This is a genomic window from Streptomyces sp. NPDC020965, from assembly GCF_044333555.1.
In the GTDB taxonomy this organism is placed as follows: domain Bacteria; phylum Actinomycetota; class Actinomycetes; order Streptomycetales; family Streptomycetaceae; genus Streptomyces.
The window spans coordinates 34,129-58,734 of record NZ_JBIRRE010000016.1; the positions used below are offsets into that span (position 1 = coordinate 34,129).

Genomic DNA, 24,606 nt, shown 5'->3' on the forward strand with positions numbered 1-24,606 from the left:
TTCATGCCGACCCTGGAGGACAGGTGATTGGCACATACGGTCTGCCGACCATCCTTGAGACGCTCTCTGTGCTCGTCGCGTCGGACGGAATCGACCCCGACACGGCGCCGGAGGACACCGCAGCCGGGCGATTGGCCTGGTCATGGCAGCAGTACATTCGTCGACGCGAGCCGGCGATCCCTCCGGTGGATGTCGGCCACAGCGAACTTCCCGTGTACATCGACGATGCGGTGCAAGGGCGAGCTCTCCTCGACGCGTTCTACCGGGGTTGTCTCCTCGATAACGTCGACTATGAATTGCCTCGGTACGCACCGGACGAGGATGAGCGGCTTTCCGAATCGTCCGAGCTCATATCCGGTGCACTCGCCGGACTCGCCGCCGACTGGCCGCAGGTACGGACTCTGTACGGAGTCCTTCTCCCCATCGTACTGGTGGCACCGTCGCACTACCTGGCGGGCGGCACGGGGAGTAGCGTGCCCGGGGTGCTTTGGGCGTCGATCAAACCGACGTGGACAGAAGTTGACGCGCGCGAGTTCCTGCTGCATGAACTCGTACACACGACGCTGTATATGGAAGAGTACCGGCACGGGTTCTATCGCGATATCCGCCTGCTCCCCGAGGAAGGGAATCTCGCACCAAGTGCCATACGGCAGGACCGTCGCACGCTGGACAAGGTGCTCCACAGTATCGTGGTGGCGACCGAGATCCTGCTGTCGAGAACACGGGAAGGGACCGGCCCCGAGCTGCTCACCAAGATTCACCCCGACTCCGAAACGCTCCGCTCAGGCGCGTTAAAAAGCCTGCGAGCAGTACGGGATCAAAACTTGGATGGACTCCTCCTGCCGCGACCGATCGAGATTCTCGAAAAATGTGCCGTGGTCCTACAGGAGAACCCTCTCCATGCTTAGGAGGATCCGTGTACAGCCTGGTCGGCACTCGCGCGATCATGGAGAACATCGTCGTTCTGACCTCTGCTGACGGTGCACCTCCACAGAGTCTCAGAGATCTCCGCACCGCATATAGGGAGCGCTTCTCGTCCGCGCCGCCCGACCGCGGCGGGAGCTCGGGTGAGCCGCGATTCATCGGCGGTGGCACCGCGTTGGCCGAATTGGTGCATGCCTTTCCTCTTCCGCGGTGCAGCGGGGATGCTGTATCCCCGGCACCCAAGTAGCGCATGGCAATGGTCCGGGACGGATGGCAGCGGCTACAGGAACAGGACGAGGGACTCGGCGCCATCGCGGCGACCGTCGTCGACACCGTCTTCGTGACCGGCGCGGACTGGCTGGGCTCCATGTCGGAGGCCGCGCACGTGGGAACCTTGTGGATTATGCCGGGCCGAAATTGGCAGCCCGAAGAGGTGGTGGAAGCGTATCTCCACGAACTGACACACACATTGCTGTTTCTGGATGAACGCCGCTACGGTCACTTCTTGCCCGCCGCTTCCGAAGTCCGTGTGCGCTCCGCTATACGACAGGACGTCCGGGAGTATCCGGCTGTTGTGCACAGCGCTCTTGTCGCCGCGGAGCTGCTGGACTGGCGGGACCGCCGTCGCACCCCCGACAGCTCCTGCAGCAGGCTGCACGGCCCAACCCCGGAGCTGACCGCGCGAGCGCAGCACGCCCATTCCCAGGTCATGAACGAAGATCAGCACAAGAATCTCCTCACTCCTCGAATGCGCGAGCTCATCGAACAGGCCGGAGAGCGCATTTACGCCGGTAGCGCCCGTTAGCACATACGGGCTTCTCGCGACCGAAAGGAGGCATTCGTGTATTACTCGACTGGATTCCATGACTGTCTGGGAAACCTGGTTGTGCTGGCGAGCGCCCATTCAGAGGCGCCCGTACGCAGCGAAAAGGATCTCGCACACGGCCTCCGGGGTTTCGCGGCATCGACAAATGTGATCCCTTTCCCCGATGGTGAGCTCCATCTTGTCACCGACGAGGACCGGCTGCGGACACTTGCCCCTTACTATCACCGCGAGCCGACCGGACTCAACGGTTCTTTGGGTGCGCCGCCCGAATCGGCGAAGTTGTTCTGGGACGGGCTGCGGCTACTCCCCCAGCAGGCACAACGCCTACTCTCCCTCCTGGTGAGCGAAGTGGCCTTCTACGATGGAACTGTCGTTGATTCTGGAAGCGCAGCGCTGGGAGGTCAATTGGGGACCATCTGCATCGCCCCGGCACCATCATGGAAACCGTCGGACATAGCCGAGTGTGTCATCCACGAGATGACACACATACTGCTGCGGTGCGACGAGTACCGCTACGGTCATTACCCAGACCCCGAAGAAGCCTCACGGGAGCAGATGTTCAGCCCAACCGCGGTTACCCGCGCCGTGCGTTCGCCTGCGATCGTCTTCCACAGTCTGATCGTCGCGGCCGAGGTCATCGGTCTACGGGAGGAACTCCACAACACGACATCCTCATCCAGCTCACTCGCCGGCTTCTTCCTCACGCGCGAGGATCAGAATTCGTGATCGCCTAAGGGCTGTTCCGTAGTTCGTGGTGGAACAGCGCGCAGCCGTCAGATGCAGGGGCCCCAGGTCCACAGGACAGAGGGGACGCTTCGTAAGACGAAGGCGTGTCCGTATATTTGACGCATTCGGGCGTTCCGGTAACGCAGCGCGGGGAGGGCCTGATCCGTATGTCCGCCTCATCTCGTTCTTCCTATCGCGTTGTGCTGAGCGCGCCGAGCGCATGGCCGTTGCTGGCGACGGCGGGCCTCGCACGGCTGTCGATGGGAATGCTGGGGCTGGCCCTGGTGCTCTCCGTGCACGACGCGACGGGGTCGTTCGGTACGGCTGGCCTGACCCTTGGCGCGTTCGCCCTCACCGCCGGTGTGTTCGCGCCGGTACGCGGGCGCCTGGTGGACCGTGTCGGACGCGGTAGCGGAATCCGACTGCTCGGCGGAAGCTTCTGCCTGGTCGGCAGCATCCTGCTCCTGCTCATTGCCACCGTGCGGGAGCCGGCTCCCCTGATCCTTGTGGCGGCCGCACTTGGCGCCTCGGCTCCTCCCATCTCGGCCGCTGCCAGAACCGCGTGGACCGACGTTGTCGGTCGTGGGCCACGCCTGTCCACGGCGCTGTCCCTCGACACCGTCACCGACGAACTGCTCTCCCTGGCCGGACCCGTGCTCGCGGGGCTTCTCGCCGCAACGACCATGCCGATCGTGGCCCTTGCCGCTGCGATCGGTACGCAGGTGATCGCGGTCCACTCGTTCACGCGCGTAGCCCCGGCTACGCAGGGCACCCGGTCCGCTGCACCCGCGCGGGTACGGGCGCTGCCCTGGCACGTATTCTCCGTACAGCTCCGTCTACCGCCCGTTTTGATCCCGTTGTTCGCGGCTGGAATCGGCTTCGGCATTATCGATGTGGCGGTCCCAGCCCTCGCGCTGGGCCACGGCGGCGCAGCCTCCGCGGGGTGGATGCTGGCGCTTCTGCCGGCCGGCAGCGCCCTTGGCGGACTCGTGTACGGTCGCCGGGTCTGGTCGTCCCCGCCGATCATCCAGTATCGATGGCTCTGTCTCGCACTCGCCGTTGGCTTCGCTCCGCTGCCGCTGATCGCCGCGTGGGTACCGCTCTGGCCACTGCTCCTGATCGCCGGGCTGGCAATTGCGCCCATCATGGTCAACGGCTACCTCCTGGTGGACAGGGCGAGCCCGGACGGCGGCAAGACGGAAGCAGCGGCCTGGGTGAGCACCGCCAACAATTCCGGCGTGGCCTTCGGATCCGCTCTCAGCGGCCTTCTGGTCACTCGAATCCCGTTGACGGCGGTCTTCATGCTTCCGACCGTGGCCGTTCTCGCCGGATTGACCGCCACCTTCCTGATGCACAGGGCCGCGCCTGCGGACGGCGCCATCAAGCCTTCATGACCTCCACGACCCACCGCGGGCCTGACCTCCGTCCACCAGGGCTCACACGGATGCGGAGGTGCCGAGCGGGGAGGTCTCAGGGCGCAGCAGGACGACCGGCCCTCCCCCGGCCAGCCGCGCCGCGCTGGTGAGCTCGACATAGCACGCGTCGCGGTAGTGCTCCTCAAACTGGTTCAGGGCGGACAGCAGACGGGTCCACACCGCGGGTTCCCGATCGGCCGTCGTCCGTGAGGCCCCACCCGCCGAAATCACCCGCGGTATGGGTGACGAGTCCGGCCACAGCGAGGTCGATCAGTTCCGATTCGACGGCCGAGTGGGGCAGTCCCGTCGCCCCGCCCCTGAGAGGCTGGCGAAGCCGATGCAGCGGAGGGCGTGCAGCACCAGCAGGTCGGTGCTGGTCGCGTGGGATGAAACGGACTGGGTCATGGCACGGCCCCATCGAGTGTGGTGAGGGTGTTCCATCCTCGACCCGTGCCTACGCGGGGGCTGCTGCCGGGTCGGTGAGGACGAGGTCCAGCAGGCCGGGGAAGCGGGCGTCGAGGTCGTCGCGGCGCAGGGTGAGGAAGAACTTCCGGCCGTCTCGCCGCTGCCGGATCACTCCGCTCTCCCGAAGGATGCGCCAGTGGTGGGTCATGCTCGACTTCGGTACCCCGCGCAGGACTTCGCCGCAGAACCGCTCCTCGCCGCTCGCCAGCGCCCGCGCGGCCTCCAGGCGAACAGGGTGCCCCAGTGCCGCGAGGACGTCGACCAGGCGGATATCCGAGGTCTCGGGGTGGTGCAGATCCTCCATGACTTCACTGTACGTGAACCTCCTGCGGACGACGTGGGCCCATTGACAGCCACCCCCAACTGTACGAATATCTCGTACAGTTGATCGTACGAGATATTCGTACGGTCCGCTGTGTGTCCGCGCACCCCTGCCGCCACCGGCGGCTCATCCCTGGAGGATTCCCATGCCCGCGCCTCAGGCCACCCCGTCGAACGACTCGCTGAACGCCCCTCCGGGCGGGCCGTTGGACGACGACGCCCTCGCCCGCCGACTCGGCCCCGGGTTCGCCAGCCGCCACGCCGACGTCAATGGAATCCGGCTGCACTACGTCGAGGGCGGTACGGGAGAGCCGCTGATCCTACTGGGCGGCTGGCCGCAGACCTGGTGGCAGTGGAACAAGGTCATGCCCGAACTCGCGCTCCGGTACCGGGTGATCGCTGTCGACTTGCGCGGCATGGGCGCTTCTGGCAAGCCTGACGGCGGCTACGACAAGAAGACGATGGCCCACGACATCCGCGAACTCATCCGTCACCTCGGTCTGACCGAGGCGAGCATCGTCGGGCACGATATCGGCGCCATGGTGGCCTACGCCCACGCGGCCAACCACCCCGAGGCGACCACCCGCGCCGTCCTGCTGGATGTCCCGCATCCGGACGCAAGCCTCTCCCGGCTCACCCTGCTCCCCCGGCCGGACCATCACGCCGATTCGGCCGACGAGAATGTCATCCGGACCTATCTGTGGTGGTTCGCCTTCAACCAGATCGGGGGTCTCCCCGAACAGTTGCTGGAAGGCCGTTTCCGGAGCCTGGTGGACTGGCTCTTCGCGCATATGGCGCACGACCCGGACACTCTGGATGAATTCTCCCGGCAGGTCTACGCGCACGCCTACTCCACCGCCGACGCCGTCCGGGCTGGGAACGGCTGGTACCAGGCGTTCAACCGTGACATCGCCGACGAGCGCACCTACGAGCCGGTGACCGTGCCCCTGCTCGCTCTCGGCGGTGACCGCAGCAACTACGCTTACCTCCGCGACTTGTTGCCCGCCAAGGGCACCGAGGTGACGGTGCAGGAAGTCGCCGACTGTGGCCACTACATCCCCGAGGAGCAGCCCCGGGTGGTCATCGACGCCCTGACCGCCTTCCTGGGCTGACTGCCCCCTGCCGGGGGGCGGACTCCGGCCGTTTCGGCGGTGTCGGGGCGCCGATGAACCGGGTCGGCGCCCCTGGGCGGATGCGGCTGGTCATCGCACCGCCCGCCGACGTGGTCGCCCGGCTCGCGGCCGAGGTCCGGGAGTTCCGGCCGGACCTCGTGGCCGGTAAGAGCCTCTTGACGGTGCCCGACGACTCTGTCGCCGAGGCGATCGACGTGACACCGCGGCTCGCCCGGAGCGCTCATGGCCCACGTCGTCGGGGGGTCAGCCGGCGGAGGTGTGCTGCGTGTCGGGGACTTGGGGCAGCCGGGTCACCGCGGTGTCGCGGAAGGACTGGTTGACCGGGACGAGCCCGGGGCCGTCGGGGGTTGTCGAGGGCGGGGAGGTTGACGCCCATCCAGGTGTCGCCGTGGTCGAAGGCGGCGATGTGGCTGCCGCAGTCGGGGCAGAAGCCGCGCCGGGTCTCGCCCGGGAAGGTGTCGTACCACGTGGGCTCGCCCTCGCCGGTCCAGGTGAAGCCGTCGAGTGGGAACGCGACCCACGACATCATCGGACAACCACCGCGCTTCTGACAGTCGGGGCAGCTACAGGTACGGGGGTAGTCCGACACGCCTGCGGCAGTGAACCGAATCCTCCCGCAGTGACAACCGCCGGGGCACGCCCGCCACCATCGGAAAGCGTCTTGACCTCCTGGTGGCGACGGCGTCCGAGCCCGGATCTCCTCCTCCATCCCCTACCGCGGTAGCACATCCACATGGGCTCCCGGGTATGACGCCCAGCGGCAGCCGGCCCAGCACCCTGTCTTCCGTCAGCAGGAGAAGCGCGCGAAGGGGCAGATGGTGAGGCTACGCAAGAGCGATCCGCGGTGGGCTTGGTCGGCACCGCGATCGCCGTAAGCACGCTGAATCCCCATGATGCGCGGCAGGACGGGCGAGGGACCGTACGCGCCCCACCGATTCGCGCGATGAGCAGTTCCACGCTCGCGTCGTCGAAGGCCCGCGCGGGCGGCAGAGCCCGTACCCCCACACAAGGCGGCAGCGACAAACGCATGACCAACCTCTTACTCGTCCGGCGATGACGGAAGGACGCATATGACCGCAGTCTTAGACCCCCCAGTCCGCAGAGGGAAGACGGCTGTCTGGGCCCTCGGCGCGCTGGCACTCGCCACCGGTGCCTTGGAGTCCGTGGTGACGCCGACGCTCCCGCTCCTGCAACGCGAGCTGGATATGAGCCCGGCTGAAGGGGCGCTGCTCAGCATCGTGCTGCTCACCACCGGCGCGCTCATCACGCCGGTCGCGGGCAAGTTCGGTGACCGCTACGGCGGGAAACGGGTCCTGATCCGGCTGATGGCGGTGGTCTGTGCCGGTGGTCTGGTGTCCGCCGTGGCGCCGAACCTGCCGGTGCTGCTGGTCGGGCAGGTACTCCAGGGGGCGATGGTGGGTGCGCTGCCCCTGTCGTTCATCCTGGTGCGCAAACACCTTCCCGAAGGTGAGTCGAAAGTGGCCATCGGGGTGGTGAGCGGGTTGTTCGTCGGGGGCGGGATGGCGGGAACGCTGTCGGCCGGGCCTGTGGCAGAAGGTCTCTCCCGGCACTGGATGTTCGCGCTGCCGACGCTCGCGGTCATCGGGTCCACCCTGCTGGTGAAGCGGCTGATGCCCTACGATCCGCCCGGCCGCTCGGACGACTCCGGCGTCGACTGGCGCGGCCTGGTCCTCCTCAGCGGGACGCTGGTCACGCTCATGCTCGTCCTCGCGCTGGCACCCGACCTCCTCGCGCAGCCCCTCCTGCTCGGCGCCCTCATCCTGGTCCTGGCCGCCTTCGTCACCGGATGGATAGCCGTTGAGCGCCGGGCGGCGTCACCGATGGTCGATCTGCGCATGCTGGCACGGCCCGCGGTGTGGCAGTCGTGCGTGCTGACGTTCCTGATCTGCGTCGGAACCTCGGCGGCGGTCTATCTCGTACCACAGTTATTCGCGGTGCCTTCCGACGAGTACGGGTTCGGGGCCAGTGCCACCGAGATCGGCTTCTTCCTGCTGCCCGGCGCCCTCGCTGCCTCGCTGGCCGGGCCGATCGGCGGGTTCGGGGCGCGGCGTTTCGGCTCGCGCGCCGTGGTCGCCGCCGGAACCATCATGATGGCCGCCGGCCTGATCGCCCTGGCGGCGGTACACACCGATGCCTGGCACCTCGTCATCGGCAAGGCGCTGGTCGCGCTCGCCAATGGTCTGTGCGTGACGGCACTGGTGACCAGAACCGCCACATCGGTCGACCAGAGTGACACCGGCATCGCCACCAGCCTGGTCCTGGTGACTCGCGTGCTCGGCTTCGCCGTAGGTGTGCAGCTCAGTGGTGCGCTCCTCACTGCCTCGACCCCCTCCGGGTCGGACACCCCAGCCGAATCGGCTTTTGTCACCGGCTTCGTCATCGCCGGCGCCCTCACGGCGCTGTCCCTGCTTGTCGTTCGCACCATGAACAGAGGAGCCAAGGAATGACCCGTACCACGCCGAGGCGCAACGTCCTGATCTCCGGGGCCGGCATCGCGGGTCCCACCCTCGCGTACTGGCTGAACCGTTACGGGTACGAGGTCACGGTGGTCGAGAAAGCGGGCGCGCTCCGTGCCGGTGGTTACCCCGTCGACGTGCGTGGCACCGCACTGGAGGTCGTCCGGAGGATGGAGGTCCTGCCGCGACTGCGGGAGGCGCACATCGACCTGCGCCGGCTCACCTTCCTCAGCGGGGACGGCGGTCAGGTGGCCTCGGTCCACCCGTACAGCATCACCGGCGGTGTCGAGGGACACGACCTGGAGGTGCGGCGCGGGGACCTGACCGACACCCTCTATGCGACGGTCCGTGACGACGTGGAGTTCCTGTTCAACGACTCCATCGACACCGTCGTCCCGTCCGACCACGGGGTGGACGTCACTTTCCACGGGGGTGGCAGCCGTCCGTTCGACATGGTGTTCGCTGCGGACGGCATGCACTCGCGTACCCGGGAGATGGTGTTCGGCCCCGAGGAGCGGTTCCACCGGTATCTCGGCTACTGCTTCGCCGTGTTCACCATGCGTAACACCTTCGGGCTCTCCCACGAGACCGTGATGTGGAACGCCCCGGGCAGGGCCGCGGCGCTCTACGCCGTGGAGGATCACGACGAAGTGCACGCCTTCCTGAACTTCGCCCGACCGAAGTCGCCGTTCGGGGCGTTCCCGGACCTCACAGCCCAACGGGACCTGGTCGTCGAGGTCTTCGCAGACGCGGGATGGGAGGTCCCCGGCATGCTGGCCGCCATGGACGACGCGGACGACGTGTTCTTCGACGCCGTCAGCCAGATCCGCATGCCCCGCTGGTCCAGCGGCAGGGTCGCACTGGTGGGCGACGCGGCGTACGCGCCCTCGTTCCTCACCGGTCAAGGCACCAGCCTCGCGCTCGTCGGTGCGTACATGCTCGCCGCGTCCCTGGCCGACCGGGACCACACCGCGGGCTTCGCCGCCTACGAACACGACACCCGTGAGTTCGTGACCCTGAACCAGGGGCTGGTCGGCGAGGGCGGTACCACCCTCTTCCCCACCACCGCCGAGGGCCTGGAGCAGCGCAACGAAAGGCTCCGCAAGCTCCGCACCATCCCCACCGCGGAAGGCCGCCCGGCTCACTCGGCCCTCACCCTGCCCGAATTCATGCCCAGGACGTGAGCCCCGGCCCCGGCCCTGACGACAGCGTCACCGACGACTTGCCCTCAGGCAGCGGCCTCATGCGGGGTGAACCGCCCGCGGAAGCAACCGGCGACGGCTGCGGAGCAGTCGGTGTCGGGGTCGCCTCTGCTGGTGCGGGCGAGGTCAGGGTGACGAGTTGCCGCGGTGAGCGGTCTCGGCTGCGTCGAACCTCTTCAGCTCCTCCGCTGATGTAGGCGCCCAGTGGTCACGCGGGTGCCGAACGATCGCCGGCGCCGCCGACCCGAGCCTCCTCCCCCCTTGGCCCCCACCCCGGTCACGGGTTGCGGGCTGAGGAGGCGAACCGGTTCGCCATCGGCGCGAAGGCGCTGTTCAACCCCCTGACACCAGTTGCGGCTGAGACTTCGTACCCGGCGCAATGCCCGCTAGCGGGGCCGGTCACCCTCGTTGTCCTCGAACAGGTCTCGGGTGCGGTGCAACAGCGCCTCCCGTAGGTGGTCGGGTGACAGGATCCGCAGTGTGGTGCCCAGGCTGAGGAGGTAGGTGATGAGTTGGTCGGCGTCGTTGCCGCCGATTTCGACGATGGTGGCGTGGGGGCCGTCCGGGTGGTGGGTGCCGATCGTGGGCGGGACAAGCCGTAGCGCCTGGTCCATGGGGTGCGGTAGTCGGACTCTCACATAGAGCGGGTACACGACGCCCGCGATGGCTCGGGAGACGAGGAGTGCCGGGTCAGGTGGGTCGACGAGCTCGACGGTACGCCCGGTCGGCTGTACCTGCACCACCCGGTCGGCCCGGAACGTCCGCCATTGGTCCCGGGCCACGTCCCGGGCGACGAAGTACCAGCGGTGGCCTGTGTGCACCAGGCGGTAGGGGTCGATGTCCCGGACCGTGGCCTTCCCCGCGTGGTCGCAGTACGAGAGACGCATGCGCTCGCCACGGCGGCAGGCGGCGGCCAGTTCCAGCAGCACACCGGGCGAGATCTGGCGTCCCTCGGGCCTGGGGGTGTGTACGAAGGTGGCGTCCATCTCGCCCAGTCGGTCCGCGATCCGGGGCGGTAGGACCTGACGTAGTTTCAACAGTGCCGACAGCGCGGCCTGGTCGCTGCCCAGGACGCCGCTGAGTGCGGCCTCGCGCAGTGCGACGGCCACGGCAAGTGCTTCCTCGTCGTCGAGGATCAGCGGTGGCACCCGGGTGCCACCGCCAAGGCGGTAACCACCCCAGGGCCCGGGGTCGGACTCGATGCCGTAGCCGAGGTCCCGCAGCCGGGCGATGTCCCGCCGGACCGTGCGGTCGGTGACCGCCATCCGCTCGGCCAACTCGCGGCAGGTCCACATCGGTCGCGTGGACAGCAGCGAGACCAGTCGCAGCAGGCGGGCGGAGGTGCTGATCACATCCCGAAGTGTCCCCGATGACCAGGACCGGAACTGTCCTGGTCCCGTCATAGCGTCCTCTCCATGAGTACCGAATCCACATCAGGACCCGCGATCCGCTTGCTGTCCGTCGACTTCGACTGCCCGGACCCCGCTGAGCTGGCCCGTTTCTACGGCGATGCGCTCGGATGGCCCGTCGTCTATTCCAGTGACGACTTCATCCTGCTCGGCCGGGCGGGGGCACCCGGGTTGGGCTTCATCCGGGTGGCCGACTACCGGCGTCCGACCTGGCCGGACCCGTCCCAGGGCAAGCAGGCTCACATCGAACTGGGTGTCGACGATCTGGACGCCGCCCACGCACGGATGCTGGCCCTGGGCGCCACGGAGCCCCCCGTCCAACCACACCCCGATCAACGGAAGGTCCTGCTGGACCCCGCAGGCCACCCCTTCTGCATCTCCACGCAGGACTGACCGCCACCGACCGGCCGATGACCACGCCCGCGCACCCTGCCCACGCGTCGCCCCTCGGCATACCGTGGTCGGACGGCACGCAAGGGAGGAAGAGGCCGAGCGATGAGCAACACGCCACCTGCTGAGACCTGGTCGACCCATGGCCACGGCGAGACCGTCCTCCTGCCCAGCAGCACCGCTGACGTCCGCGCCGCCGCTCTCTTTGGGGAGTCCCGTGCGGAGGCAGCGGCCCTTGGGGAACTTCACGAACGCCAGCGCGTAGAGCACCGGCGTACGCCCGCCCGCGCTCGACTCGAACCCAGCGGGTGAAGGACGTGCCGAGCCCGGCCGGGCGGGTCGTGGCCATCCGGACGACGAAGTCCTCGTCGTCACTGTCGGGTGGGCGGGGGGGCGCCCCCGCCCACCGATGGTTCGCTGGTGGGCGGCGAACACGGGGAGAGTGCCGGGGGCCGCACCCACACCCGCGTCCGGGCCGGGAGCGGTGTCGGTCGCGGACGGCCCGGGTACGGAGGATTCCCGAGCTGCCCAAGGCCGCTGCCGTGCGGAAAGAGGGCTCAGGTGTTCGTCGCCGTGGCGGAGCCGTCGCTGCGGGGGTCGGTCGCTGCCTGGAAGCACCCCTCGGGAGTACGGCGTACGAGCTGTCCGTGGCCGACCTGTTCGTCCAGGCCGCCCAGGATCTCGGTGCGACAGCCGGCGCCACGCAGGGCTGCCACGGCGGCGTCGGGCACGGTGCTCTCCACGGAGGCCACCCCGGCGGGCTCGTCGACTCCCAGACCGCCGATCACCCAGCGGGGGCGCGCGAGCGCAGTCGCCGGGTCGTCGCCCGCGTGGAGGCGCAGGGCGAGATGGGTGTGGATCTGGGGCTGGGCCTTTCCGCCCATGGTGCCGTGCGCGCCGGTTACGGTGCCGTCCCGGCGGGTGAGGACCGGCATCAGGGTGTGCGCGGGCCTGCGGCCGCCAGCCAGGCGGTTGGGCGAGTGGGGGGCGAGGTCGAAGAACGAACCCCGGTTGTGCAGGACGATGCCGCTCGCGGGGTCGAGGATGCCGGAGCCGAAGCTGTGGAACAGGCTCTGGATCAGGGAGACCGCGTAACCCTCGTCGTCGGCGGCGACCACGGCGACCGTGTCACCACTGGGTCGTGCCGCAGCCGCCCGGGGAGCCGGCCCGGCCTGCGGGCGGGGACGCGGCCGGGCGAGGAGCGCGGCGGCGAGCGCGTCCAGATGCGCCGTGCCGAGGAGTTCGCCGACCGGCACCGGTACCTGTCGGGGGTCGGCGAGGTGGGTTTCGCGGTCGTGCGTGATCGCGTCGAAGACCTGGGCCGTCAGATGGGCGTCGGCACCGAGGAGATCGGCGTCTGACGGCAGGCGCTCGATGAGCCCGAGGGCCTGGAGCAGGTGGAGGCCCTGGGAGTTCGGCGGGGCCGTCAGGTACTCCTCACCGCGGAAGACGGCGGACAGGGGCGGGGTCGTCTCGGTGGCGTGGCGGGCGAGGTCGTCCGTGGTGATCGGGGAGCCGAGTTCACGCAGCCGGGCGACCACACCGGCGCCGAGCGCCCCTTCGTAGAACGCCTTCGGGCCGTCCGAGGCCAGTTGTGCCAGCGATTCCGCGAGCGCGCTCTGGCGCAGGGTCGCCCCGGTGGTGAGCGGCTCGCCGCCGGGGAAGAAGACGGCGTGCATACCGTCGTCGGAGAGCAGTTCACCGGCTTCCTCGCGCAGCGCGGTGGCCACACCGGGAGCGGTGGGCACACCGTCGCGGGCATAGGCGATGGCCTGGGTGAAGAGCTGCCGCCAGGGCAGCCGGCCGGCGAGTTCGGACAGGGTGGCCCAGCCGGCCACGACGCCGGGAACGGTCACGGAGTGCGGACCGGTCACCGGCATCAGCGGACCCGGCAGGGCGTCCGGATCGGCGGCGAGCGGGGCGGCGCCGCTGCCGTTGACGGCGATCACCTGCCCGTCGGGCAGGGCGACGAGCGCGATGAGATCGCCTCCCACACCGCACTGGTGCGGATAGACGACGGTGAGGGTGATCGCCGCGGCGAGTGCCGCGTCGACGGCGTTGCCGCCATCACGCCGGATGGCGTCGCCCGCGGCGGTGGCCAGGGCATGGGGCGTGGCCAGGCCGTACGAACGGGTCCGGGCGGGCGGGGGCGGGGGCTGGGACATGGTGAGGGCTTCCTGAGTGCGGCGGCGGACGCCTGGTACGGCACGGGGAACGGACGGGCGGGGCCGGATCCCAGATCAGGACGGCGTCAGAGGGTCGTCGAGCCCGCGGCCGAGCGCGCCGATGATCATGCCCTGGACCTCACTGAGGTGGTCGGTCATGGCCTGCGCGGCGGCGTCGCTGTCGTGGCTGATGAGGGCCGTGAGGATACGGCGGTGTCCGCGCAGGGAGGCGGTCAGGCGTTCGGTGCTCTGGTACGCGGGGTCGCGTGACGGTCCCACCCATTCATTGGTGGCTTCGAGGAGCCGGGTGAGCATGGGGTTGTGGGCCGCCCGGGCGACGGCTACATGGAACGCGCCGTCCAACTCGATGAGCGCGGCCAGATTCTCCCGGTCGCGTTCGCGGTCGGCCCGGGAGAGCAGTTCGGCGAGCTGCTGGAGATCGCTTTCGGTGGCGCGCACCGCCGCCCGCGCCGCGACGGGTGGTTCGACGGCCGAGCGCAGATCCATCACCTCGTGCACCAGACGCGCGGCGTTGGTCATGTCACCGAGCTGGCGGGGGTGCAGGTCGGGCCGGTTCACACCGGTGACGATGGTGCCCCGGCCGGGTTTGCGGTCCACGAGCCCACGCAGTTCCAGCTCCCGCAGCGCCTCACGTACGGAGGTACGGGAGATACGGAGTTCCTCGGCCAGTTCCCGTTCGGCCGGGATGCGGTCGCCGGGAGCCAGCCGCCCCTCCTCGATCAGTCCTTGGAGCCGTCCGGCGAGCCGGTGCGGCCCGAGACTGGCCTCGGGAGCGATCAGGGTCCAGTCGATGGGCACCGGGTGGCCTTTCGTCGGGTCGGGTGGGTGGGGGCCAGCGCCTCGGGGTCGCCGCGTCGCCGGACGGCGCCTTGGCGCACCGCGGCGACCCGGGCGCTGCGGTGTCAGTCGTCGATTTCGACGGTGAGCCAGTTCTCGAAGCAACTGCGTCGGGCCAGGCTCATCACGCCGATGGTGGCGCGTCCGCCGAGTCCCGCCTCGGGGCCGAAGACGTCGAGGAAGAGGTCGGTGGACCCCGACGACACCTTGTGCACATCCTCGAACTCCGGGGTGGTGACCACGAAACACAGAGAGCGTACAAGGGAAGTCACACGGTTGAGGGAACCGAGGGCCAGCCGTATCCCGCCCAGGCAGTTCAGTGCGGTCAGCCGAGCGGCCTCGTAGCCCTCCTCGATGGTGACGTCCGCGCCCAGGCGCCCGGGGTGGCGGACGTTGCCGTCCGCGTCGTCCGCGGTGTGCCCGCCCAGGAACAGGAGATTGCCGCTGATGTGGTGGGGCTTCATCGACCCGTAGTCGCCGCCGTAGTAGGGCCGGGTGGAGAAGTCGGGGATGACGAGACCGAGTTCACGAACGCGGCTCTCGGGGTCTGTGTACGCCATGTGCTGTGCCTTCGGTGATCGAGCGGCCCTGCCGGTGAGCCTAGATAGTCAGATGGTCCGACCAAGTGGGTTTATTGTTCGTACACGTATTCCCCCCTGTCAACCCCTTCCGCCGCCCGGTCGCCATGTACGGCGACGGCCACCGACATGAAGGACCATCCAGCGTGTTCACTCACCCCGGCGATCTCCCGTCCGGTCCTGCCGTCCCCGGCGAAGCCGCGCAGACGCGGCGGGCGGCGGGGGCCCCGCCGCCCGCCGCACCCGTTCCCGCCCGTCCCGCAGGCCGGGGGGACAGGCTGCTCGCCGATCTCCTCCCCCTCCTGCTGACCGTCGCGGCGGGCGCCACGGACGCCCTGGCCTACCTGGGCCTCGGGGGCGTCTTCACCGCCAACATGACCGGCAACCTCGTCCTGTTCGGCATCGCCGGGGCGCACGGCATCGATCTTTCCGTCGCCCGCGCGTCGGCCGCCACACTCGCGTTCACGGCCGGCCTGGTCCTGACCTTCCGACTCACCCGCGACCTGCCCGCCGGCAGCCTGTGGCCGCGCCGCATCACGGGCACCCTCGCCGTCAGCCTGTTGTGCCAGGTGGCCTTCCTCGTCGGCTGGATCGCCGTCGACGCCCGGCCGGGCAAGGTGTGGGACGTGGCGCTCGTCGCGATCTCGGCGCTGGCGATGGGCATCCAGACCGCGTGCGCGCGGCGGGTCGCCGTCGCCGGGATCACCACGACATTCGTCACCGGCACACTGACCGCGATGGCCGAATCGGCCGCGGGCGGCTCCGCCCGGCACCTCGTACGCCGCCTCTGCGTCCTGCTCGCGCTGGTCGTCGGTGCCCTCGGGGGCGCCTTCGCGCTGAGCCGACAGCCGATCTTCGCGGCGGTGATCGCCCCGGTGCTCGTCGCGATCACGCTGCTGCTGGCGACCCGACTTCATCGCGTGCAACGAAATGCGCAGTAGAAAGGTCGAGTCGATGACGCTTTCCATTGAATCTGCGGAAAATTCACCCGAGACCGTTGACAAATGGGCTCAACGACCCTGAGCTTGGCCACACGAGGCCGCCCATGCCGGAGAGCCTCAAGGCCGACCAAGCCGCCCCGCGTCGATCTCATATGACGCCCCTGCCCCGCTGCCCGGCGGCCTTCCCCCAAGGACTTCCCGTGACTTCATCACGTGCGGACGTCTCTGCCCCCGTCCCCCTCGACGTCTCCTACACCGACGACCCCCGGGTCGTGAAGGGGGCGACGAACGAGGACTATTCAACCCATATCGTTCCACTCACCTGGCGCAGTGGCCGCCTGTCGCTGACCATGACCTGGTACGCACTGGTCAGCGGCATGTTCTATCTGGTCACGGCCGCCACGCTGGCCGTGACGGTCGGCACCGTCAACACGCTGATCGGCATCCTGCTCGCCGTCGCCGTCTTCGGGGCGGTCAACTACTTCCTCTCCGCCTACGCGGCCCGCACCGGGCTGACCGTGGCCCTGATCTCCCAGCGGGTCTTCGGGTACGTCGGCTCCGTACTCGCTCCACTCGTCCTGGCGGCGACGGCCATCTACTACGCCGTCTTCGAGGGCTCCGTCATCGCCCACGCCCTGCACGCCTACACCGGTGTCCTCGACATCAAGGTCTGGTACGCGATCTCGATCCTCAGCAACGTCCCCATGGCCATCGGGGGTGTACGGCGCTGGCTCGACAAGTTCAACGGGGCACTGCTCCCGCTGTACTGGACCGGCCTGATGATCGTGATCATCCTGGCCGTACGGGAGTACCCGCCCTCCGGCTGGCTGACCCACACCCCCGACACCACCCCGGATCTCGGCGCGCCGGGCTGGATGTACGCGTTCTTCGTCTACATGGGCGTGTTCGTGTTCATGATGTACACGATCGACTTCGGCCGCTTCGGCAAGCCGAAGGACAGCCGCTACCACGGCGTCGTCACCTTCGGTCCCGTCTTCTACCTGTTCTGTTACTTCGTCAACGGAATGATCGGCATCTTCCTGGTCCTGGTCGCCAACAAGGCCGGCGCACCGACCGAGACGGCGATCGGCGACACCGTCGTGGGCCTGATGGGTGTCTGGGGATTGGGTGTGGTCTGGCTGACCCAGTCCCGGATCAACACCGCCAACTACTACGTCGCCTCCACCAACCTGGAGGCCACGGTCGCCCGACTCTTCCACATCCGGATACCGCGCGTCGCCGCCCTCGCGCTCGCCAGCCTCGTCACCTACCTGATCATGCTCACCGATGTGCTCAGCTACGTGCTCACCGCACTCGCGTGGCAGGGCGCGTTCGTCGTGGGATGGGTCGGCATCATGCTCACCCACATCGTCCTGCACCGCCAGGGCGACCGTGACGGCCTGCCCGAGTTCCGCCCAGGACGCGTTGCCACCATCGCCCCGGGAGCCGTGGTGTGGCTGGTCTCCTCGCTCACCGGCATCATGGTCCTCGAGTTCACCGGCACCTTCGGCACCACTTGGTCCTCGCCGCTGACCTTCGTCCTCAGCATCGTGCTCTACCTGCTGGCGCTGCGCGTCGCCGACTCCCCGGTGCTGCGCCGGGGACACGACCCCCGGGACGAGGTCGACGACATCTGGGAGGCACGGGTGCGCTGCCACCGCTGTGACCACTCCTACATCGCCGCGGAGATGGACCGCGACCCCTCAGCCGAGGGCAGCCCGGCGATCTGCGCGGACTGCGGGGGCCGCAGCCGCACCTTCCGCCGCGCGGTCCTCGCCGAGGCGAGGGCCTCCCGCGACACATCCACCCGCGGCGGGGACACCGGGAACGGGGGCGGCACGGGCGCACCCGACGCCACCGAACCTGCCGCCGCGGGCACCTCGTTCGCACCGTAGGCAGTGTCGAAACAGCGTCCTGGTAGCACCACATCGGCCGGCCGGCTCCGGGCACGGCGGCCGACCCTGACGAATCGCCGCCCGGGGCCCCGGGGCAGCCCGCGCCCGGGCGAATGGCGGGCCGGTGGGCGAGACGGCTCCGGGCAGTGATGCGGGAGTCAGCAGGCTGGTTGGTGCACCGGACCGGTCCGGTGCACCAACCGGTGCTCACGCCGGGATGCCCCTGGAGGCCAGACCTGTCCGGCGCGGCGGCACGCCTCGTCGGTGATGGCCCCCCGCCGGTAGGCCTGCACGACGAGGAGTTCGAGACAGGTGGAGTAGGCGAGCGGGAGGCCGGTGGCCCCCCGCGACGCAGCCGAGACGGAAGTAGATACCGCCGTAGTCGAGTCCCGCGAGGTAGGCGTAGCAGTCCGATGCGGTGTACGGGGTGGATTCGGTGGCCTGCTGACAACACGGCGCGTCTGGAGGGCAGTTGATTCAGTAAGGGCGGCGCAGGGCTCGGTCCGGCCAGGGACTCCCCGGGGAGATGCGTGCTCAGCCGGCTCCGCCGGGGAGTGGCTGCTCGTGCGGGTAGAAGGTTGCGGCCCCTGCGACGTGTACTCCGGTCTCGTCGCCCGCGCGGATGGTCAGCGGCCCCGATGCTCGAACCGTGACCGGTGTGCTCAGTCCGTCGGCGTCGAGGAGGATCAGGCCGTCGTGGCCGTGGTAGCGCACCTCGGTCACGCGGGCGCGGGTGACCGGGGCTCGGGCTGCGGGGACGAGCCGAAGCTGCTCCGGGCGCACGACGACGGTGCCTGTCCGACCTTCGTCGGCCGTGGTTCCGGTCAGAGGTATCCGGCCGAGGGCGGTGACCGCGTGGCCTGCTGCGACGGTGGCGGGCAGCAGAACGGCCTCTCCGACGAAGGAGGCCACCCAGGTGTCCGCGGGGTGCGCGTACAGCTCTTGGGGGGTGCCGGTCTGTACGACCCTGCCGTCGCGGATCACGGCGATCCGGTCGGCGGAGGACAGGGCCTCCTCCTGGTCGTGAGTGACGAGGAGGGCGGTGGTGCCGGCCGCCCGCAGCGCGCTGCGGATATCGGAGCGCAGCCCTGCGCGCAGGGCACTGTCGAGGGCGTTGAAGGGCTCGTCGAGCAGCACCAGCGCGGGGCGGGGTGCGAGAGCGCGGGCGAGGGCCACACGCTGTTGCTGGCCGCCGGACAGCTCGTGCGGCATCCGGCCCCCGTAGCTGCCGAGACCGACGAGTTCCAGCATCTCGACGGTCCGCGCACGGCGTTCGGTACGGTCGACACCTCGGAGGCCGAATGCCACATTCCGCGCGACGTCCATATGAGGGAAGAGCGCGCCCTCCTGAGCGACGATGCCGACGCCGCGGCGTTCGGGCGAGACATGGACCCCGGGGCCGCTGACCGTGCGCCCACCGAGGACTATCTCGCCCGCGTCGGGCGTGAGGAACCCCGCTATGACGCGCAGGAGTGCGGTCTTCCCGCAGCCGGACGGGCCGAGGACGGCGGTCAGCTCACCGTCGGGGACGGTGAGATCGAGTCCGTCCAGGACCCGGCCGCCCGACCCGTACGACGTGGTCACCGACATCACGCGCAGTCCGGTCATGAGCGCCTTCCGAGAAGGTAGGAGGGGATGGCGGCGAGCAGCACGATGGAGGCCGCGTAGGGGGCGGCGCCGGCGAAGGCGCCGGCTCCGGTCTCGGTCCACAGCCGGGTGGCGAGGGTGTCGGTGCCGGTGGGGCGGAGCAGCAGGGTCGCCGGGAGTTCTTTCATGATGACGACGAAGGTCAGCGCGGCTCCGGCACCGATCCCGGGCGCCGCGAGCGGCACCGTGATCTCGCGCAGCACCTGGAGCGGTGAGCGGCCGAGGGAGCGGGCCACGTCCTCCAGCACGGGCGGGGACTGGAGGACGGCCGCGCGTGCGGAGGCCACGGCGACCGGGAGGAAGAGGACGACGTAGGCGGCGATCAGGAGTGGGAGTTCCTGGTACAGCGGATAGGCGTAGCGGACCGAGAAGAACACCAGGGCGAGTCCCACGGTGATGCCGGGAACCGCGTGACCGGCGTACACGGACTGTTCGAGCAGGCGCGCGACGCGTCCGCGGTGGCGGGCGGAGAGCACGCCTACGGGCAGCGCCAGCAGGGTGGTGACGGCGGCTCCGGCGGCGGCGACGGTGACCGTGGCCACGACCGCGGACCACCAGCGCCCGGGGTCCCAGCCGGAGTTGCCGATGGTCAGCCAGTAGCCGAGGGTCCCCAGGGGGAACGCCACCGCCGCCGCTGCGACGGCGGTGCACCAACCGAGCGCGGGCGCCGTCCAGCGCCCCAGGGCGAGCGCGACCGGCGGTCGCGCGCTGCCGCGTCCGGTACGGGAGTGTCCGGCTCGCCCCCGGGTACGGTTCTCCGCCAGGACCAAGAGGACGGTCATCGTGACCAGGACGCAGCCGAGGACAGCCGCCGGGGTCCGGTCGAAACTGGCCTGGTACGAGGAGTGGATCGCCCGGGTGAACGTGTCGTACCGGGTGATCGACACCGAGCCGAAGTCGGAGAGCACGTACAGCGCGACCAGGATCGCGCCACCGGCCGCGGCGGGTCGCAGTTGGGGCAGTGTCACCCGGAGGAAGGTCCCCCATGGGCCGCTGCCCAGGGAGCGGGCCGCCTCCTCCTGCGCCGGGTCGATGCCGCGCAGTGCGGCGGCGACGGGCAGGAAGACATAGGGGAAGCAGGCGAAGGTGAGGGTGATCGCCGCGCCCGGCAGACCGGCGAGGGAGGGCGCGGCGGACATCCAGGTGAAGGCGGCCACATAGCTGGGGACGGCGAGCGGCAGGGTGGCGAGCACGGCCCAGACCCGGCGGCCGGGCAGCGTCGTGCGGACCGTCAGCCAGGCCAGGGATATGCCCAGGAGTAGCGAGGCGCCCACGACGATCGCGGTCAGTCCGAGGCTGTGGCCGAGGAGTTCCAGGGTGCGCCGATCGGCGACGATGTCCCAGGCGTAGCCCCAGCCGTGCTCCATGGCTCGCACGCCGAGATAGCCGAGCGGCAGCAGCGCGAGGAGCGCCGCCGCCGTCGCGGGGAGGAGCAGGACGAGCGGGGGCCGACGGCGGCCGGCCGCCGCGCGGAACGCGGCGGCCGGGGTGCGCACGGACGGCTTCGGGTGCGTGCTCATGGTGGTGGGGCGGGTGACCGTGAGGCGGGTCAGACCAGCCCGGCTTCCTTGAGCATCTCCAGGGTCTTCTGGAGGGAGTCCAGCTTTCCGAGGTCGATCTTGGGGGCCTTCAGGGAGGCGAGCGCGGGCAGGTCCTTCACGGTGCCGGTGACGCCGGAGGCCAGCGGGTACTCGGAGGTCTCCGTGGCGAAGTAGGTCTGCGCCTCGTCGGAGAGGAGGAAGTCGACCGCCTTCTCGGCGGCCGCAACCTGTCCGCCGTTCTTCAGGACACCGACGCCGGCCGCGTTGATCAGCGCGCCCGGGTCGCCGCCCGGCAGGAAGTGGATCTTGGCGTTGACCTTGTCGGCGCCGAGCTCGGCGACCTTCTCGTACCAGTAGTAGTGATTGATCAGGCCGAGGGAGATCTCACCCTTGTCGACCGCGTCCAGAACGGCACCGTTCTTCGGGTACTGCTTGGCGGCGTTGGCCTTGAGGCCCTTCAGCCACTTCAGGGTGGACTCGTCGCCCTCCAGGACGCGCATACCGGTGACGAACGCCTGGAAGGAGGCGTTGGTGGGCGCATAGCCGACCTTGCCCTTCCACTCGGGCTTCACCAGGTCGTGGACGCTGTCCGGGGCCTTCGGGGTCTGCTTCGGGTTGTACGCGATGACGCGTGACCGACCGGAGACGCCGACCCAGTCGTCCTCGCCGCCCCGGAACGCGGCGTCGACCTTGTTCAGCGACTTCTCGGGGAGCTTGGCCAGCATCTTGGCCTGGGAGAGCGCGCCGAGAGCGCCCGCGTCCTGGGAGAAGAACAGGCCGGCCTTGGTCCTGTCGCCCTCCTCCAAAATCTGCGCGGCGAGCTCGGCACTGTCGCCGTAGCGGACCTGCACCTTGGTGCCGGTGGCCTTCTCCAGCTTCGCCAGGATCGGGGAGATCAGCTCTTCGTTGCGGCCGGAGTAGATGACCAGCTCGTCGGCGGTCTTCTTCGCGACGTCCTTGCCGTCCTTCCCGCTCTTGTCGCTCTTCTCGTCCGAGCCACCGCAGGCGGCGAGCACGGGAAGGAGCAGCGCGGATAGGGCGAAAGCAGCCGTGCCACGGCGAGAGAGCGGGCGACGCATGAGGGCCTCCTGTACAGCACGCCGGGAGGCCATGGGCGGCCGAGCGCGAGAACGAATCTGGAGCCCTATAGATATGACCAGGCTTACCTAACTGTCAATTTTCAGCCAACGGACGACCAGAAAACAACGTGGCTTCTGTCCGGCCGACGCCGGCTACGAGCGCGTGAGCGCCTGCTCAAGAAGACCCCGCAAGGCGCGCTGTTGCTCCGGGCCGAGTCCGGCCAGCGGCGAGTCCTGGACCAGGAGTTCAAGGAGCCTTTCGCGGGAGGCGCTGCCCGCCACGGTGAGGACGAGGCGCTTGGCGCGGCGGTCGGTGGGGTGGGCGCGGCGCTCGACCAGGCCCTGCTTTTCGAGCTTGTCGATGACGAAGGTGGCGTTGGACGGCTCACAGCTCATGCGTTCGGCGAGTTCCCGCATGGTGATCGGCCCGGCCATCTCCCGGAGTGCGGTCGCCTGGGCCGTGGTGAGGCCGAGGGTGACGGCGTGTTCGCGTACATGGTCGGCGATCTGCCGGGCCAGTCCGTTCACCAAGCAGCAGAGCTCTCGCTCGGCGATGGCGTGCGGGTCGAAAGGCGTCGTCATGCCTCCCACTTTAGCAAGTTCATCAAGCAAGAATATTTCTAGCTTGCATAGTTCTAACTTGATACTTATGGTCGTTACCGTCGCCGCCTCCGAGGGGTACGGCGGCGACCCACCAGAACTCAGGGGAGACGACCATGACGTATTCCGCGATGGACCGGGAGCGGCCCTCTCGGCCGGCCGGCATCCATTCGATACAGCTGGGCGGCACGAGAGTGTCCTACGTGCCGGACGGAGCGGTTCAGTTGCGGCCGCGCGATTTAATCCCTGCCGCGACGAGCGAGGTGTGGGCCGCCCATCCCGAGTACCTGGACGAGTCCGGCAACCTGGTGGCGAGTATCGGCGGCCTACTGGTGGAGAACGGCGACCGCGCGCTGTTGATCGACGCGGGGTTCGGACCGCAGTCATGGCCGGCCGCTCCGGACGGCCCGCGCGGCGCGATCCACGGCGGCGCACTCCTGGATAACCTGGCCGAACTCGGGCGCAGGCCCGAGCAGATCGAGGCGGTGGCCATCACTCACTTGCACCCCGATCACACCGGTTGGGCCTGGCATCCCGCACCCGGCGCCGACCGGCCCGCGTTCGCCCATGCCGACTATCTGGTGTCCAAACCGGAATGGGCCAGGCGCGACCTCCTTGAGGCACAGCAGGTCGCGGCTCTGACACCGCACGTCCGTACCGTGGCGGACGGACAGGAGATCTTCCCGGGCGTACGGATGCGGATCACCGCCGGTCACTCACCCGGACACGCCGAGTACGTCATCGCCTCGGGCGGGCAGCGGCTGATCGCCTTCGGCGACGCCCTGCACTCCCCGATCCAGGTCGCCCACCCCGAATGGTCCACCACCTTCGACCACGATCCCGTCCGCGCCGCCGACCACCGCCACCAACTCGTCGCAGAGCTGACAGAACCCGACACGATCGGCTTCGGCGTCCACTTCGCCGACGTGGTGTTCGGCCGTGTCCAAAGGGACGGCGACGACCTCGCCTGGCGTCCCCTCCCCTAGCCGGGTTCGGTACCGAAACCCCGGTTCGGCCATGATCCGTCGTGCGTACGGCTTCGCTGGGGCGACGCTAGCCCCCAACCGGGGAGACCGCGGCGGTAGACCCGTCGAGGGCCTCAGCGACCGCGCCCGGCAGCCAGTCGGTGGTACGGGAGACGGGGAAGCCCAGTTCCCTCGCGCGGGCGTTGCCCATGGCGTAATGGCGGTCGAAGGAGTAGGGAGAGGCCGCCTCCCCGGGGGCGACCGTACGGTACGAGGGCTGCCGGCCGATCTGCGCAACGATGGCGGCGGTCAGGTCGTACACGTCGAGCAGACCGTCGGAGCAGGCGTTCACCGGGCCGGTGAAGCCGGTGGCCGTGGCCGCCCACAGCAGCAGGTCCGCGAGCTCCCCGCAGTGGATGAAGACGGAGGGGCGCGGCTCCTCGTGGACGGCGATCTCCGTGCCGCTGGTGATGTGCTCGATGTAGTGCGCCAGGCGGCCGGTGAAATCCCGTACACCGCCCCCGAGCACATGCGCGGCCCGTACGGAGGCGAAGGGGAAGCCCGCGTCCCGGGTGAGGACGGCCTCGGCCTGGCGCTTGCCCTCGGCGTAGTGCGCGTCACGGTACTCCGCGTCATGCCAGGGCAGGTCCATCCGTACCGGCCAGCCGCCCAGGTCCACGTTCTCCTCGGGCACGGCTGTGCCGTACGGGACGGAGGGCAGCGCTGCGGTCGCCGGGTTATAGACCTCGATCGTGGACGTCATGACGAACCGTCGGGTACGGCCGTGGAAGACCCGGACGGCGGCCGCCGCCTGCACCGGGGTGTAGCAGAACTGATCGATGACGGCGTCGAACGTGCGGGAGCCGAGGGCGGCGGTGAGGGCGCTCTCGTCGTTGCGGTCCACGATCAGGTGCTCGACACCCGGGGGTGGTGCGGAGGAGCCACGGTTGACCAGGGTGACCTGGTGTCCGGTCGCCAACAGGCGCTGGACCAGGAGGATGCCGATGTAACGACTGCCGCCGATGACACAGATTCTCTGCATGTGCCCA

The 24,606-nt window shown here is 69.2% G+C and carries 23 protein-coding genes; 11 read left to right on the forward strand and 12 right to left on the reverse strand.

Annotation, left to right across the window (positions count from 1 at the left end):
• The first annotated feature begins 23 nt into the window (after positions 1 to 23).
• The 4 genes from ACH4S7_RS33715 to ACH4S7_RS33730 all read left to right on the forward strand — a co-directional run bounded on the left by ACH4S7_RS33715 (position 24) and on the right by ACH4S7_RS33730 (position 3,870).
• Positions 24 to 908 (forward strand): aKG-HExxH-type peptide beta-hydroxylase, encoded by an 885-nt coding sequence (locus ACH4S7_RS33715; RefSeq protein ID WP_398525197.1) that lies wholly within the window; start codon positions 24 to 26, stop codon positions 906 to 908.
• A 266-nt stretch (positions 909 to 1,174) separates the two neighbouring features.
• Positions 1,175 to 1,729, forward strand: a complete 555-nt coding sequence (locus tag ACH4S7_RS33720) for an aKG-HExxH-type peptide beta-hydroxylase (RefSeq protein ID WP_398525198.1) — start codon at positions 1,175 to 1,177, stop codon at positions 1,727 to 1,729.
• 36 nt (positions 1,730 to 1,765) lie between these two features.
• On the forward strand, positions 1,766 to 2,476 hold the full coding sequence (locus ACH4S7_RS33725) for an aKG-HExxH-type peptide beta-hydroxylase (RefSeq protein ID WP_398525199.1): 711 nt from the start codon (positions 1,766 to 1,768) through the stop codon (positions 2,474 to 2,476).
• Positions 2,477 to 2,580: 104 nt separating this feature from the next.
• Positions 2,581 to 3,870 (forward strand): MFS transporter, encoded by a 1,290-nt coding sequence (locus ACH4S7_RS33730; RefSeq protein WP_398525200.1) that lies wholly within the window; start codon positions 2,581 to 2,583, stop codon positions 3,868 to 3,870.
• 42 nt (positions 3,871 to 3,912) lie between these two features.
• On the opposite strand, the gene ACH4S7_RS33735 is transcribed toward ACH4S7_RS33730, so the two are convergent.
• Together ACH4S7_RS33735 and ACH4S7_RS33740 are read right to left on the reverse strand one after the other, a co-directional pair.
• Positions 3,913 to 4,071, reverse strand: coding sequence for a hypothetical protein (locus ACH4S7_RS33735; RefSeq protein ID WP_398525201.1), 159 nt, complete (start codon positions 4,069 to 4,071; stop codon positions 3,913 to 3,915).
• 274 nt (positions 4,072 to 4,345) lie between these two features.
• Positions 4,346 to 4,660: an ArsR/SmtB family transcription factor gene (locus ACH4S7_RS33740; protein WP_398525202.1), complete on the reverse strand. Its 315-nt coding sequence runs from the start codon at positions 4,658 to 4,660 to the stop codon at positions 4,346 to 4,348.
• Positions 4,661 to 4,823: 163 nt separating this feature from the next.
• Here ACH4S7_RS33740 and ACH4S7_RS33745 point away from each other — a divergent pair, with 163 nt between their 5' ends.
• The gene (locus ACH4S7_RS33745) at positions 4,824 to 5,789 is read left to right on the forward strand and encodes an alpha/beta fold hydrolase (RefSeq protein ID WP_398525203.1); all 966 of its coding nucleotides are present in this window, start codon (positions 4,824 to 4,826) and stop codon (positions 5,787 to 5,789) included.
• 241 nt (positions 5,790 to 6,030) lie between these two features.
• On the opposite strand, the gene ACH4S7_RS33750 is transcribed toward ACH4S7_RS33745, so the two are convergent.
• Entirely contained in the window at positions 6,031 to 6,519 is a 489-nt protein-coding gene (locus ACH4S7_RS33750) for a GFA family protein (protein WP_398525204.1), read from the reverse strand.
• A 361-nt stretch (positions 6,520 to 6,880) separates the two neighbouring features.
• Between ACH4S7_RS33750 and ACH4S7_RS33755 the strand changes: the two genes are divergently transcribed.
• Both ACH4S7_RS33755 and ACH4S7_RS33760 read left to right on the forward strand, forming a co-directional pair.
• The gene (locus tag ACH4S7_RS33755) at positions 6,881 to 8,278 is read left to right on the forward strand and encodes an MFS transporter (protein ID WP_398525205.1); all 1,398 of its coding nucleotides are present in this window, start codon (positions 6,881 to 6,883) and stop codon (positions 8,276 to 8,278) included.
• Positions 8,275 to 9,471, forward strand: coding sequence for an FAD-dependent oxidoreductase (locus ACH4S7_RS33760; protein WP_398525206.1), 1,197 nt, complete (start codon positions 8,275 to 8,277; stop codon positions 9,469 to 9,471). Before ACH4S7_RS33755 ends, ACH4S7_RS33760 begins: the two co-directional genes overlap by 4 nt.
• Positions 9,472 to 9,875: 404 nt before the next feature.
• On the opposite strand, the gene ACH4S7_RS33765 is transcribed toward ACH4S7_RS33760, so the two are convergent.
• Positions 9,876 to 10,841: a helix-turn-helix transcriptional regulator gene (locus tag ACH4S7_RS33765; protein WP_398525207.1), complete on the reverse strand. Its 966-nt coding sequence runs from the start codon at positions 10,839 to 10,841 to the stop codon at positions 9,876 to 9,878.
• Positions 10,842 to 10,904: 63 nt separating this feature from the next.
• Here ACH4S7_RS33765 and ACH4S7_RS33770 point away from each other — a divergent pair, with 63 nt between their 5' ends.
• Positions 10,905 to 11,291, forward strand: coding sequence for a VOC family protein (locus ACH4S7_RS33770; RefSeq protein WP_398525208.1), 387 nt, complete (start codon positions 10,905 to 10,907; stop codon positions 11,289 to 11,291).
• Between the two features lie 554 nt (positions 11,292 to 11,845).
• Here ACH4S7_RS33770 and ACH4S7_RS33775 read toward each other — a convergent pair.
• The 3 genes from ACH4S7_RS33775 to ACH4S7_RS33785 all read right to left on the reverse strand — a co-directional run bounded on the left by ACH4S7_RS33775 (position 11,846) and on the right by ACH4S7_RS33785 (position 14,871).
• Positions 11,846 to 13,453, reverse strand: coding sequence for a gamma-glutamyltransferase family protein (locus ACH4S7_RS33775; protein WP_398525209.1), 1,608 nt, complete (start codon positions 13,451 to 13,453; stop codon positions 11,846 to 11,848).
• Positions 13,454 to 13,528: 75 nt separating this feature from the next.
• On the reverse strand, positions 13,529 to 14,272 hold the full coding sequence (locus ACH4S7_RS33780; protein ID WP_398525210.1) for a FadR/GntR family transcriptional regulator: 744 nt from the start codon (positions 14,270 to 14,272) through the stop codon (positions 13,529 to 13,531).
• Between the two features lie 104 nt (positions 14,273 to 14,376).
• Positions 14,377 to 14,871: a RidA family protein gene (locus ACH4S7_RS33785; RefSeq protein ID WP_398525211.1), complete on the reverse strand. Its 495-nt coding sequence runs from the start codon at positions 14,869 to 14,871 to the stop codon at positions 14,377 to 14,379.
• Positions 14,872 to 15,035: 164 nt separating this feature from the next.
• Here ACH4S7_RS33785 and ACH4S7_RS33790 point away from each other — a divergent pair, with 164 nt between their 5' ends.
• Complete coding sequence (locus tag ACH4S7_RS33790) at positions 15,036 to 15,830, forward strand: YoaK family protein (protein WP_398525212.1); 795 nt, start codon at positions 15,036 to 15,038, stop codon at positions 15,828 to 15,830.
• Between the two features lie 200 nt (positions 15,831 to 16,030).
• Positions 16,031 to 17,725, forward strand: coding sequence for a purine-cytosine permease family protein (locus tag ACH4S7_RS33795; RefSeq protein ID WP_398525213.1), 1,695 nt, complete (start codon positions 16,031 to 16,033; stop codon positions 17,723 to 17,725).
• 534 nt (positions 17,726 to 18,259) lie between these two features.
• On the opposite strand, the gene ACH4S7_RS33800 is transcribed toward ACH4S7_RS33795, so the two are convergent.
• The 4 genes from ACH4S7_RS33800 to ACH4S7_RS33815 all read right to left on the reverse strand — a co-directional run bounded on the left by ACH4S7_RS33800 (position 18,260) and on the right by ACH4S7_RS33815 (position 22,574).
• Positions 18,260 to 19,333 carry an ABC transporter ATP-binding protein gene (locus tag ACH4S7_RS33800; protein WP_398525214.1) on the reverse strand — a complete coding sequence of 358 codons (1,074 nt, stop codon included), beginning with the start codon at positions 19,331 to 19,333 and terminating at the stop codon, positions 18,260 to 18,262.
• Entirely contained in the window at positions 19,330 to 20,892 is a 1,563-nt protein-coding gene (locus ACH4S7_RS33805) for an ABC transporter permease (protein ID WP_398525215.1), read from the reverse strand. The genes ACH4S7_RS33800 and ACH4S7_RS33805 overlap by 4 nt, the downstream gene beginning before the upstream one ends.
• A 29-nt stretch (positions 20,893 to 20,921) precedes the next feature.
• A complete protein-coding gene (locus tag ACH4S7_RS33810; protein ID WP_398525216.1) occupies positions 20,922 to 21,992 on the reverse strand; it encodes an iron ABC transporter substrate-binding protein in 1,071 nt (356 codons plus the stop codon).
• A gap of 153 nt (positions 21,993 to 22,145) precedes the next feature.
• Positions 22,146 to 22,574: a MarR family winged helix-turn-helix transcriptional regulator gene (locus ACH4S7_RS33815; RefSeq protein ID WP_398525217.1), complete on the reverse strand. Its 429-nt coding sequence runs from the start codon at positions 22,572 to 22,574 to the stop codon at positions 22,146 to 22,148.
• A gap of 134 nt (positions 22,575 to 22,708) precedes the next feature.
• Between ACH4S7_RS33815 and ACH4S7_RS33820 the strand changes: the two genes are divergently transcribed.
• Positions 22,709 to 23,578 carry an MBL fold metallo-hydrolase gene (locus ACH4S7_RS33820; protein ID WP_398525218.1) on the forward strand — a complete coding sequence of 290 codons (870 nt, stop codon included), beginning with the start codon at positions 22,709 to 22,711 and terminating at the stop codon, positions 23,576 to 23,578.
• 67 nt (positions 23,579 to 23,645) lie between these two features.
• Here ACH4S7_RS33820 and ACH4S7_RS33825 read toward each other — a convergent pair whose 3' ends face one another.
• Positions 23,646 to 24,599 carry an NAD-dependent epimerase/dehydratase family protein gene (locus ACH4S7_RS33825; protein WP_398525219.1) on the reverse strand — a complete coding sequence of 318 codons (954 nt, stop codon included), beginning with the start codon at positions 24,597 to 24,599 and terminating at the stop codon, positions 23,646 to 23,648.
• Positions 24,600 to 24,606 lie beyond the last annotated feature (7 nt).